At 68.8% G+C, this 11,746-nt stretch carries 9 protein-coding genes; 4 read left to right on the forward strand and 5 right to left on the reverse strand.

Annotation, left to right across the window (positions count from 1 at the left end; all coding sequences use genetic code 11):
• Nucleotides 1-38: 38 nt before the first annotated feature.
• Entirely contained in the window at nt 39-1,685 is a 1,647-nt protein-coding gene (locus ACLQ3I_RS15065; protein ID WP_425802874.1) for an NTF2-like N-terminal transpeptidase domain-containing protein, read from the forward strand.
• Here ACLQ3I_RS15065 and ACLQ3I_RS15070 read toward each other — a convergent pair.
• Nucleotides 1,678-2,127 (reverse strand): DUF3054 domain-containing protein, encoded by a 450-nt coding sequence (locus ACLQ3I_RS15070; protein ID WP_425790379.1) that lies wholly within the window; start codon nt 2,125-2,127, stop codon nt 1,678-1,680. The genes ACLQ3I_RS15065 and ACLQ3I_RS15070 overlap by 8 nt on opposite strands.
• 5 nt (nt 2,128-2,132) lie before the next feature.
• Nucleotides 2,133-3,275 (reverse strand): lysylphosphatidylglycerol synthase transmembrane domain-containing protein, encoded by a 1,143-nt coding sequence (locus ACLQ3I_RS15075; protein ID WP_425790377.1) that lies wholly within the window; start codon nt 3,273-3,275, stop codon nt 2,133-2,135.
• Nucleotides 3,276-3,414: 139 nt separating this feature from the next.
• Here ACLQ3I_RS15075 and ACLQ3I_RS15080 point away from each other — a divergent pair, with 139 nt between their 5' ends.
• The 3 genes from ACLQ3I_RS15080 to ACLQ3I_RS15090 all read left to right on the forward strand — a co-directional run bounded on the left by ACLQ3I_RS15080 (nt 3,415) and on the right by ACLQ3I_RS15090 (nt 6,591).
• Entirely contained in the window at nt 3,415-4,665 is a 1,251-nt protein-coding gene (locus ACLQ3I_RS15080) for an AI-2E family transporter (protein ID WP_425790521.1), read from the forward strand.
• 64 nt (nt 4,666-4,729) lie between these two features.
• Nucleotides 4,730-5,884 carry a MacS family sensor histidine kinase gene (gene macS, locus ACLQ3I_RS15085; protein ID WP_425803557.1) on the forward strand — a complete coding sequence of 385 codons (1,155 nt, stop codon included), beginning with the start codon at nt 4,730-4,732 and terminating at the stop codon, nt 5,882-5,884.
• A 77-nt stretch (nt 5,885-5,961) separates the two neighbouring features.
• Nucleotides 5,962-6,591: a response regulator gene (locus tag ACLQ3I_RS15090; protein ID WP_425803560.1), complete on the forward strand. Its 630-nt coding sequence runs from the start codon at nt 5,962-5,964 to the stop codon at nt 6,589-6,591.
• A 207-nt stretch (nt 6,592-6,798) separates the two neighbouring features.
• Here the strand turns inward: ACLQ3I_RS15090 and ACLQ3I_RS15095 are convergent, their stop codons facing one another.
• From ACLQ3I_RS15095 to trmB, 3 genes are all read right to left on the reverse strand, one after another.
• Nucleotides 6,799-10,020, reverse strand: coding sequence for an MMPL family transporter (locus ACLQ3I_RS15095; RefSeq protein ID WP_425802876.1), 3,222 nt, complete (start codon nt 10,018-10,020; stop codon nt 6,799-6,801).
• 151 nt (nt 10,021-10,171) lie between these two features.
• A complete protein-coding gene (locus ACLQ3I_RS15100) occupies nt 10,172-10,894 on the reverse strand; it encodes an NYN domain-containing protein (protein WP_425802878.1) in 723 nt (240 codons plus the stop codon).
• The gene (trmB, locus tag ACLQ3I_RS15105) at nt 10,891-11,670 is read right to left on the reverse strand and encodes a tRNA (guanosine(46)-N7)-methyltransferase TrmB (protein ID WP_425802880.1); all 780 of its coding nucleotides are present in this window, start codon (nt 11,668-11,670) and stop codon (nt 10,891-10,893) included. The genes ACLQ3I_RS15100 and trmB overlap by 4 nt, the downstream gene beginning before the upstream one ends.
• Nucleotides 11,671-11,746: the final 76 nt, after the last annotated feature.

Below are 11,746 nucleotides of genomic sequence, written 5' to 3' on the forward strand. Positions count from 1 at the left end.
CATCGAAATCCAGTGTGACAAGAGTGAAAATTGAGACTATGAAGATCTGGGCGAAGCGCGCGCCGAAGATGGCCTGCGCAGCGGCAACCTGCAGCGTCGCCGTCGTCGTGCTCAGCGCATGTGGCATCGGCGGCGGGGACGACAACAGTGCGGCCGGTGCGGCCCGTCACTTCGCGGCCGCGATGGAACGGCAGGATGCCGGTGGCGCCGCCGGGTTCACCACTGCGCCGGGACAGGCCGGGGAGGCGCTGACCGAGACGCTGCAGGCCATGAACGCCGAGCACGTCGACGTGGACGTGGTGAAACCCGTCGAATACAGCGACGGGACCGCGTCCTTCTCCTTGAAGACGACGTGGCGATGGGCCAAGGACCGCACCTTCCAGACGACCAGCACGGGCACCGCGCGGCACCTGTCCACCGGGTGGAAGCTGACCTGGGAACCGTCGATCATCTATCCCGGGCTGCCCTATGGCGGCCAACTGCGCGAGATCCGCACCGACGCCACGCCGGCCCCGACGGTTCGCAGCGGGTCGGGCAAGACCTTCATGTACCTGCAGCCGGTCAACCAGATCATCCTCGACCCCACTCGGACCAAGGACGTCGACCAGTCCGCACGGGCGCTGGCCCGGACCCTCGCGCCCATCGCGCCGCTGGTGACGACACAGGTGATCTCGGAGAAACTCGCCCAATCCCAGGGCAAACCGATCACCGCGGTGACCCTGCGCGATCCCGACATGCAGGTCATGACCTCCGACCCCGACACCGTTCCGGGCGTGACCGTCCGCAAGGCCGGCAAGCTGGTGATGGCCGATCGTCGGCTGTCGTCGCCGCTGGAGCCCGGACTCACCAACTACTGGCAGGCGATCCGCGACGCCACCGCCGGGTGGCAGGTCCAGATGACCGGCCCGGGTATCAAGCCCCACAAGCTGGCAGGCGAACAGGGCCCGGCCGGACCGAGCGTGGACACCACCATCGACCAGAACCTGCAGCTCACCCTGGGTGATGCGGCCGTCGAGGTCGGGCAGCCCGCCACCATCATGGCCCTCGACGCCGGCAGCGGGGCGATCCTCGGCATGGCCCAGAACAGCTACGCCGTCGAACGCGGCACCAGCGTCGGCGGCGTGCATCCGGTCGGGCGCACCCTGGATCCCGTTTTTGCCGTCGTCGACCGGTCCGCCACCGCGAACCAGGAGCCGACCGACGCGATCATGGATCGGCTGGGTCTCGGTGTGCAGTTCACCGTTCCCGGTGCCAGCGCGCCGACGGCCGATCAGCCGGGGGTGGCGACCGTGGACTTCCGGCCGGGCGACCTGAACGCCTCGATGATGAACATGGGCGCACTGGGCGTCGCGCTGGCGCGCAGTTCGTCCGGGCAGATGAGCTCGGTCGCTCCCTATGTCATCAGGGGTGCACAGACTGATGTGGTCGGCGGGCAGCTCGGCGAACTCGACGCGGCGACGACGGCGCCGATCCTGCAGGCGATGGCGGTTACCGCCAAGACCGGCGACGCCAGCGACCTGACCGGGGCGCCCGGTCTGCGGGCATTGGTGGGCACCAACGGTCCCCAGGGCCCGGGCTGGTTCGTCGGACTGCAGGGCGGCAAGGTCATCGTGATCTACTGCGAGGGCGACAAGTCGGGTACGGCAGCACTGCAGGTCGCGCAGAAGTACTTCCGGATCAAGTAGTCCGGCGCCGGGCGACGAACCCGGCGACCGCGCGCCACCCGATGAGGAAGACGCCGAGCGAGATGGTGGCGACGATGATGAAGCTGACCGCGACTCCCTGGTGGAGCAGGTAGCGCAGGATCATGCCGACCACGACGGTGCAGAACCAGATGACCACGCCCGCGGGCACGATCTGCTCGGGCCGGAAGTCGTGGCCGAACCAGTCGCTCGACCGGACGTGGGAGAACACGTAGGCGATCGACCAGCCGGCGGCCGCGCCGACCGCGAACGGCCACAGGGTCTGGAGAACCCCGACGACCGCGAGGCCCTCCTCGTGGCTGGAGCGCCCGATCAGGACAAACACGGTCACCGCGACGAGGTCGATCACTGCGGTCGCCGGCATGGGCAGTGACCGCTTCGACGTCGGGGCGGCGTCCGCGGCGACAGGCGTGGACCTCGACATGGTTGTCACGGTAGCGGGTCGTCGGGTCTGCGGGAACTCTCCCCGCCCGCGTCGGGCTCAGTCGTCTGATCCGGCATGCCGTCGTCGACGTCGTGTGCCAACTCTTCCTCGAGCGTCTCGCCCTTGCGGAAGCTGTTGCGGAACATCACCAGCACCACGATCCAGCCGATCGCCGCGACCAGCACGTAGCTGATCAGCCGGTAGACCAGGACCGCGGTGATGGCGTCGGCGGCCGGCATCCCCGCGCTGGTCAGGGCGGGGACCAGGACGGCGTCGACCACGCCGATCCCGCCGGGCAGAAGCGGTATGGCGGTACCGACCGCCTTACCGGCCGCGTAGGCGACCATCAGGCCTGCGATGCCCGGATGGGCGCCGACGGCCCAGCATGCGAAGGCCAGGCAGGCGACGTCGGCGACCCAGTTGAACATGCTCCAGGCGAACGAGATCGTCAGGTCGCGGCGGGACAGCTGGACGGCGCGCAGCTGCTCGAGGACCTCGATGACCCGGTCATGCCCGTGATGCTTCGGCTTGTTGCGGATCTGGTTCAGCCAGTCGAGGATGCGCAGGAGCGTGCTCTGCAGCGACTCGGGGTGGCTGGCCAGGTATTGGAACACCACGACCACCGCGATGAATCCGACCACGGAGAAGAACACGGAGAACGGACTGGTCTTGGCGCCGGCCAGGAGTGCGCCGCCGAATCCGAGTACGGCGAGCCCAACGCCGGCCAGCAGGCCCGACATCACGACCTGCCAGGACGCGACGACGGGGGTGGCGCCCCATTTGCGGGTCTCCCGGTACACGAACGCCGGGGAGAGCACCGGGCCGCCCGGCATGGTCTGACTCACCGAGTTGGAGGCCAGCACCACCGACAGCGACTGCCACTGGGTCACCCGGACACCGGCGGACCGCAGCAGCGCGCGCTGCACCTGGGCGAAGCTGTCCATCGACAGGAGCGCGGCGAAGATGCTCGCGACGATCCACACCCAGTCGAGGTCGCCGATCCGGTGCCAGGCCTCCTCCAGACTCGGCGAGATCAGCACCACCTCGACGGCCAGGACCGCCAGCACGACGGCCAGCAACACCCACCGCAGCCACCAGAAACGCCGACGCGCCGCGACGCGCCCCGTGCCTGGTCTGTCGGTCGACATAGCCCACACCATATCCACAGCTAGGCTGGCAGCTGTGAGCGATGCCGACACCACCGGCCGCGCGCGGGACGACGATGCCCGCGACCGAGGCGCCAAGGTCTGTGACGACGATGATCGTGAGGGCCGTGTCGGGAGTCCGCTGAACCCGGTCGTCGTCGATCGCGAGAAGGTCCATCCGCTGGTTCGGGCCGGCGCCGAGTGGGGCTGGCGACTGCTGGTGATCGCGGCCGTCGTCTACGTGCTCCTGATGGCCTTCCAGGAGTTCGAGGAAGTGCTGGTGCCCGTGGCCCTGGCGATTCTCGGTGCGGCCATGCTGGTGCCGGTGGTGGACTGGCTGGATCGTCATCGGGTGCCCCGCTCGCTCGCGGTCCTGATCACGATCGTCGTGGCGCTGGGCCTGCTCAGTCTGGTGATGACATTCGTGGTGCAGGAGTTCATCCGTGGCTTCCCCGAACTGACCAAGCAGATCACCGTCACCATCGACCGGTCGCGCGACTGGCTGGTCGACGGCCCGCTGAAAGTCGACGACGACCAGGTCAGCAACATCGGCAACGACATCACCGATTTCCTCCAGCACAATCAGGACAAGGTCACCAGCGGTGCCCTGGCGACCGCCACCACGGCAACCGAGATCGTCACCGGCGCGTTGCTCACGGTGTTTCTGCTGATCTTTTTCCTCTACGGCGGCGGTCAGATCTGGACGTTCGTCACCAAGCTCGTGCCGCACGGGACCCGTGGCCGGGTGCGCGCCGCGGGCACCGCCGGATTCGGCACGCTCGTCGGCTATGTGCGCGCGACGGTGGCGGTGGCGTTCGTCGACGCCCTGGGCATCGGCGTCGGCCTGGCGATCCTCGGTGTCCCGCTGGCACTTCCGCTGGCATCGCTGGTGTTCCTCGGGGCCTTCATCCCGATCGTCGGCGCGCTGGTGACCGGCACGCTGGCAGTGGTGGTCGCCCTGGTCACCCAGGGCTGGATCGCGGCGGTCATCTCCCTGGCCATCGTGGTCGGGGTGATGCAGGTGGAGAGTCATGTCCTGCAGCCGTTCCTGCTCGGCCGGTCGGTGCGACTGCATCCGGTCGCCGTGGTGCTCGCCATTGCCGCCGGGATCGTCTCCGCGGGCATCGTGGGAGGTCTGCTCGCGGTGCCGCTGATCGCGTTCGGCAACACCGCGGTCCGGCATCTGGCCGGCAGCGCGGCGCGGGCACGCAAGCACGACGATGCCACCACCGGCAGGCTGTACACCGCCGAGCCCGACGCGCCGAAGTGGGATCGCCGCGACGCCGTCGACGAGGCGGAAGCCGGCGACGATGACCGGCCCGCCCCGGCCGGACGGTCGGAGGCGACCGGCGAGGTGACGTCCACGGAGCAGACGCCCCGCGACGACGAGTGACACACAGGTGATGTCCCGTCGCGTGACCGAATCGCATGACCCCGGACGGGCCCGCCGGCTCGCCATGGAAGTCGACACCGACCCGGTCGGCCCGCTGTGGCGCGCCGCGCAGCTGTTCCGGTTCCTCTCGTATCTCTACGCCCTCGGCTTCCAGATCGCCGTCAACGACGACCTTCTCCACGACGATCTGGCGTGGGTGTTGTTCGGAGTGCTCTCGGCCTGGACCCTCGTCGCCGGCGTCGCGTACTACACGGGCTTCGGCCGCAATCCGTACTGGGTGGCGGCCGACGTAGCCATCGCCTGCGGCCTGATGCTCACCACGTCGTACGTGGCCGAGACGTCGTGGGCGCTGAACAATCAGACCTGGCCGACCACGCTGTGGGCGGTCAATGCGGTCATCTCGGTGGCGCTGCTCGCCGGACCGGTCTGGGGCATGTTGTCGGGGCTGCTGGTCGGCGGTACCAGTGCGTTCGTGAAGGGTGCTTTCGACCTGAACCTCGGTCGCAACGCGACGATCATCATCATCGTGGCGACCGGCATGGCGGTCGGCCTGGCGGCCGTGATCGCGCGGCGCGCCCACGCCGTCCTGGTCCGGGCGGCCGGGATCGCCGCGGCCACCGAAGAGCGGGACCGGCTGTCGCGCGAAGTGCACGACGGGGTGCTGCAGGTACTCGCGCTGATCGCCAAGCGCGGTAGGGAGATCGGCGGTCCCACCACCGAACTCGCCGAGCTGGCGGGTGAGCAGGAGCGGGCATTGCGGCAATTGGTCTCCGACGCCGGTCGGCTCGGCATCTCACACACCGGCACAAGCACCGACGGGGCCGCGGCCGAGCTCGGCGCGATCCTGCGTGGGTTCGCCGCCGAGCGGGTGTCGGTCAGCGCGCCCGCGACCCTGGTGGCCGTCGATGCCGTTGTCGCCGAGGAGATCCGGGCGGCGGTACAGAACATGCTCGACAACGTCAGCCATCATGCGGGTGCGGCCGCGCAGGCCTATGTGCTGCTCGAGGATCTCGGTGATCGCGTGGTGGTGAGTGTGCGCGACGACGGGGTCGGGATCCCGGCCGGTCGACTCGAGGAGGCGAAGCGCCAGGGTCGCATGGGGATCTCGACATCGATCGTCGGACGCGTGGAAGCCCTCGGCGGCACGGCGCTGCTCGATTCCGGACCCGGTGCGGGGACAGAATGGGAACTGACGATTCCGGTCGAGCGGGAGGCCTGATGGCGAGCACGGACAGCACGGCAGACGATGCGCACACCGGTGCCCCGGACGCAGGGGCGGCCCGCGCGATACGGGTGATGGTGGTCGACGATCACCCGATCTGGCGCGACGGGGTGGCCCGGGACCTCACCGACGAAGGCTTCGAGGTGGTCGCGACCGCAGACGGGGTCGGCAGCGCGGGACGGCGGGCCGGCGCGGTCACGCCCGACGTCGTACTGATGGACATGCAGCTGCCGGACGGGACCGGCGCGGATGCGACGACGGCCGTGCTCGAGGTGTCGCCGTCGACGCGGGTGCTGGTGCTGTCGGCCTCCGACGAGCGCGACGACGTCCTCGAGGCCGTCAAGGCCGGAGCCAGTGGATATCTCGTGAAGTCGTCGTCGAAGGCGGAGCTGGTCGACGCGGTGCGCGCGACCGCCGAGGGCAAGGCCGTGTTCACGCCGGGGCTCGCCGGCCTGATCCTGGGTGAGTACCGGAGGATGTCTGCCGAACCGGATCCCGGTCATCTCCGGCCGTCGCTCACCGACCGGGAGACCGAGGTGTTGCGTCATGTCGCAAAAGGGTTGAGCGCCAAGCAGATCGCCACGAGGCTCGCGCTGAGTCATCGCACCGTCGAGAACCACGTGCAGGCCACGCTGCGCAAGCTGCAACTCGGCAACCGGGTGGAGCTCACGAGGTATGCGATCGAGCACGGGCTGGACGGGTGAGTGGTCGGCGGGTGGGGTCTCGATACGACTCCTGGCTGCGCTCGTCGTCTACTCGACCGGCGGAGGGTGACGTCTACTCGACCGGCGGAGGGTGACGTCTACTCGACCGGCGGAGGGTGACGTCTACTCGACCGGCGGCCTGAGCTCGCCGGTCGAGTAGCCATGAGCCGCTAGGCGAGTGGCGTATCGAGACCCCCGCGACCCGACTCAGCTGTCCGAACGACTGCGGCGCAACAGGTCCTGCACGCTGATCTGCGAACCCTCGCCGTCCGCGTCCGACCGCGCGTGCCGGTCCGATCCTCGGCGCCGGCCGTCCTGGGACGGACGTTCGTCGCCGTCGGCGGACGGATGCGAGTCGCTCAGGCCCCGTTCCATCGGCGACCCGCCAGAGCGCGTCGTCGGCGAAGGCGCGGCCGGGCGTTGCGCCTCGGGCGACAACGACGCGGCCAGCGGACGCTTGCCGGTGGTGTCGAGCGCGGGACGCCGACCGAGCGGCGAATCGTCGTGGCCACCCGGGTTCGCCTGCGGCGGTACCGGTCCGGGACCGGGCCGCGACGTCGGGACGCCGGGTGGCGTCTGCGGCTGCTGCGGTGGCCGGGGTGGCGGTCCGGACGGACGGACGCCGGCCGGCTGCGACGCCGACGGACGGGCCGGCTCGTCGGAGGCCAGGCGGATACCGCCGGCGCCGAGACGCCAACTACCGGTGTCCGGTCCCGACGAGCGATCGCGTGCGGTCCGTCCGAGGCGCGGGGCGGGGGGAGCTGCCGGGGCCGGGGGTGCGGTGGCAGGCCGTGACTGCGGGCCCGAGGGCGGCGCGGACGGGCCGACGCGTGCCCCGCTCGGAGTGGCTGCGGGCGCGCCCGGTTGCGGTCCGGCCGCCGTGTCGGGCCGGGGTGCCGGCGGGCGGCCGGGCGCGGGGGCCCCGCGGTCCGGTACCTGACGGTTCGGCCTCGCCTGAGCGGGCTGAGCAGACCGAGTGGGCTGGGCGGCCTGGGCAGACTGAGTGGGCTGGGCCTGTGTGGACTGAGCGGTCCGGGCAGGCTGGGCGACCGTGCGATTCGGCTCCGGGCGCGCAACCGTGCGGGTGGCGGCAGCCATCGCCGAGGTGGGTGCCTCGGCCGCCAACGTGCCCACCGACCGCGACCGGGCGGCCGCGACGCCGTCGCGGAGCTCGTCGGGCTCGTCGTCGAGGACGGTCTCGCCGAGGCCGATCTTCTGCTGCAATGACTGCATCCAGCGGGGGGCCCACCAGCAGTCGTCGCCGAGAAGCTTCATCACCGACGGCACCAGGAGCATGCGGATGATGGTGGCGTCGAGGATGAGCGCAGCGATCATGCCGTACGCGATGTACTTCATCATCACGATCTCGGAGAGGCCGAACGCCCCCGTGACCACGACGAGAATTGCGGCCGCGGCCGTGATGATGCGACCGGTGTGTGCGGTACCGACGCGTACCGCCTCAGTGGTGGACGCGCCCTTCTGTCTCGCCTCCACCATTCGGGACAACAGGAATATCTCGTAGTCCGTGGACAGGCCGAACACGATGGCGATGATCAGCACCAGCACCGCGGCGAACAGCGGGCCGGGCGTGAAGTTCGCGATCCCGGCACCGTGCCCGTCGACGAAGATCCAGGTGAGGATGCCCAGCGTGGCACCGAGGCCCAGCGCGGACATCAGCGCTGCCTTGATCGGCAGCACCACCGACCCGAATGCCAGGAACATCAGGAAACCGGTGACCAGGACCAACAACACTGCCATCAGCGGCAGTCGCGACATCAGCGCGTCGATCGAGTCCTGGGTGAGGGCCGGGGTACCGGCCACCCACATCTTGAGGCCGTGCGTGTCGATGCCGCGCAGTTCCTTGATGGCCTCGGCCGCGGTGTCGCGGTTCACCAGACCGGCCGACATCTGGATGACGGGCGGCCCGTTGTCGCCGTACTGGCCGGTCAGCGCTCCGTCGTCGGCGGACGGACTGAACTGTTTGGTGAAGCCCGGGATCTTGTTGGCCTCGGTGGCGATGTCGTTGATCTTGTCGCCGCTGTCGTTGTCGTTCGGGTCATACGCGACGACCAGCTTGATCTCTTCGGTGCGTTCGGTCGGGAAGTACTTGTCGAAGTTCTCCTGGGCGACCCGGTTCGGGTTGTCGGGCGGCAGGTAGGCCTCGCTGATGCCGCCGAACTTGATGCCGCCGAACGGGATGGTCAGTACGAGCAGGATCAGCACCGTCGGGACCGCGGTGGCGATCGGGTGGCGCATCACCCAGCCGGACAGGCGGCCCCAGAAGCCGTCCTCGACCTCCTGCCGGGTCCTGGTGCGGCGTAGGAAGGGCAGACCCAGCGCGTCGATTCGCTTGCCCAGGATGCTGAGGATCGCCGGCATCACGGTCAGGGAGAGGATGGCGGCGAGCGACACCGAGGCGATCGCGCCGTAGGCGACCGACTTCAGGAAGCCCTGCGGCATGATCAGCAGACAGGCCAGTGCGGCGACGATGATGGTCGCCGAGAACACCACGGTCTGTCCCGCGGTCATCACCGTTCTTCGTACCGCGGCCTTGGTGGAGTATCCCTCCGCGAGTTCCTCTCGGAAACGACTGACGATGAAGAGGCCGTAGTCGATCGCGATGCCCAGTCCGATCAGGGTGACCACCGATTGGGCGAAGACGTTGAGCTCGGTGATCTGGGCCAGCACCTTCATGATGCCCAGCGAGCCCGCGATGGTGAGACCGCCGATGAGGACCGGGAGACACGCCGCGATCACACCGCCGAAGATGAAGAAGAGCATGATCGCCACCAAGGGCAGCGCGATCACCTCGGCTCGGTGGATGTCCTTGTCCATGCCGTCGGCCATGCTGCCTGCGACCGGCTGTAGGCCCGCGAGCTCGAAATTCGTCCCCTCGAGATTGTATCTTTCCGGGATGTTGTCGAAGGACGGCTGAATGGTCTTGTAGTTCTGGAGCACCGTCGTGTCGTCGTCGCCCTTGACGCCGATACTGATGAACGCATGCGTCTTGTCCGGACTGAAGGTCCGGTCCCGGATGGTGTCCTGGGCGGCCTTCGAGGTCGCCGTCTGATCACGCAGGTAGAACGGGTCGATGAGGCCCGGGTCCTCGCGATTGACCACGTCGCCGTGCTGGGCGATCAGGTCGTCGACGAAGTTCTCCACCTTCGCGCCGAACTCCGGATCGTCGACCGTGGTGCCCGCGGGCGGGGTGACGAGCAGGATGACGTCCGAGCGGTGATCTCGGCCGAGCGCGGTGTCTGCGACGACCGAACCCTGCGACGACTCCGACGTCGGATCGAACCAGCCGCTCTGGCTGAGGTGCTTCGAGAGGTCGAGGCCGTAGAGTCCGAGCCCCGCCATGAGAGCGATGAGTACGCCGATGACGGCGAAGCGCATTCGATAGACGAAAGTGCCGATGGCTCCGAACACGCCGTGGTTCCTTCCTCGTTGCGGGATCTGGTCGTCGGGTCGGGGTCGTTGGTACGGGTCTGTCGATCGTGGTCGCATCGACGGATGACCGTTGATTCTGTCAGGCAGTCCTGAGCTGTCCCTGAGTCGACACGTCCCGTGGTGTGGGTGGTCAGTGCAAGAGTGCCTGCAGCGGTCGGAACGGTGTGAGCCACGCCCCGTCGTCGGGCAGCGAGTCGAGACCGATGCGCGGGAGCGGCTCACGGAACACGGCCGGGATGTCCTCTAGGTCGACGAACTCCAACTCTTCGGTGGTCAATGCCCAGCTGGCGTGTTCACGGAACCCGATCACCGTGACCGGAATGCCGTCCGACACCACGTCGAGCAGTGGCTCCCGGAACGCCTGTCCGTCGGCCGAGGCGACGATCAGGCCAGCTAGTCCCACAGTGTGCCTGCGAAGTTCGATGTGGTCGAGCATGTCGTCGTCGACATCGCTGTCGTCGGACAGCTTCGGCTTCGCGAACACCGCATATCCGACATTACGCAGCGCGTCGACCCAGGGACGCACGACGTCGGCGCTGCCGGGCACGATGTTCGTGAAGACCGTCGCCTCGGGCTCGACCCTTCGAGACGCTTCGCTCCTCAGGGGGCCGGCGGAGATCTCCGCGGTCCGCTGCAACAGCCAGCGGCCGAGAGCGTCGAAACGCGGACGATACGCCGCGGTGGGGCGCCCGCCGAGGATGGCCCCCAGTCCCATGTCCATATTGGGGGCATCCCAGACCAGGAGCACGCGCGACGCGGCGCTCTGGCCGGCGATGGTCTCCGAGAATCCCTTTCCGCCGGCCGGAGCCGGTGGGGGAGTGATGATCTCCGGTTTCGGTGAGTCGTCGCTCATGCGTCGCCGCCTTCGGTGGCTTGAGGTGTGGGGAGATCCGGACGGACATAGACGAACTCGTTGACCCCGCGTCCCTCGCGTTCGGCGCGGCCCTCGAACTTGGTGGTCGGCCGGTCCAGCAGGATCGGTGCGTCCCGGGTCAGCTGGATCACGTGCGGCCGATCGGGGCGCTGGGTGGCGAGATGCTCGGCGATCCACTCCGCATAACCGGCGTGGTCGGTGGCGATGTGGAGCACGCCGCCCGGCTTGAGGCGGTCGGCCATCAACTCCAGGGTGCCGCTCTGCACCAGCCTGCGCTTGTGGTGACGTGATTTCGGCCACGGGTCCGGGAAGAACACCCGGATCCCGGTCAGACTCTGCGGCGGCAACAGTTCGGTGAGCACCACGACGGCGTCGCCGCGGACCATCCGGACGTTGGTCAGGCCGCCGCGGTCGACGAGTCCGAGGAGCTGGGCGAGGCCGGGTTTGTAGACCTCCACCGCCAGGACGTCGATGTCGGGTTCGGCCTCGGCCATCGCGGCGGTCGAGACACCGGTACCGCTGCCGATCTCCAGGACGGCAGGCGCGTCGCGGCCGAACAACTCGGAAAGGTCGACGACGTCTTCCGGAACCCGGTCGACCCCGATGTCCAGGTCGCGGCCCAACCGGGGCCAGAGGGTCTCCCAATTCCGCTGCTGACCCGACGTCAAGGAGCCGCGACGGAACCGGAAACTGGTGACCCGCGGATAGCGACGTGACTGATCGAGACTCTCGCTCACCGGTCCATCGTTGCGCATCGGTGCCCGCCGAGGACAGCCGACACGGATTCTGCGCCGGTCAGCGGCACGGTGCGAGCGTCGGGACGCTAGATTG

Origin of the sequence: Gordonia sp. DT101 (assembly GCF_049844895.1) — a bacterium.
GTDB lineage: Bacteria > Actinomycetota > Actinomycetes > Mycobacteriales > Mycobacteriaceae > Gordonia.

Excerpts from the sequence above, each read along its gene's own strand:
- ACLQ3I_RS15065 (WP_425802874.1), top strand. The coding sequence starts at position 39 with ATGAAGATCTGGGCGAAGCGCGCGCCGAAGATGGCCTGCGCAGCGGCA.
- ACLQ3I_RS15070 (WP_425790379.1), bottom strand. The coding sequence starts at position 2,127 with ATGTCGAGGTCCACGCCTGTCGCCGCGGACGCCGCCCCGACGTCGAAG.
- ACLQ3I_RS15075 (WP_425790377.1), bottom strand. The coding sequence starts at position 3,275 with ATGTCGACCGACAGACCAGGCACGGGGCGCGTCGCGGCGCGTCGGCGT.
- macS (WP_425803557.1), top strand. The coding sequence starts at position 4,730 with ATGGAAGTCGACACCGACCCGGTCGGCCCGCTGTGGCGCGCCGCGCAG.
- ACLQ3I_RS15090 (WP_425803560.1), top strand. The coding sequence starts at position 5,962 with ATGGTGGTCGACGATCACCCGATCTGGCGCGACGGGGTGGCCCGGGAC.
- ACLQ3I_RS15100 (WP_425802878.1), bottom strand. The coding sequence starts at position 10,894 with ATGAGCGACGACTCACCGAAACCGGAGATCATCACTCCCCCACCGGCT.
- trmB (WP_425802880.1), bottom strand. The coding sequence starts at position 11,670 with ATGCGCAACGATGGACCGGTGAGCGAGAGTCTCGATCAGTCACGTCGC.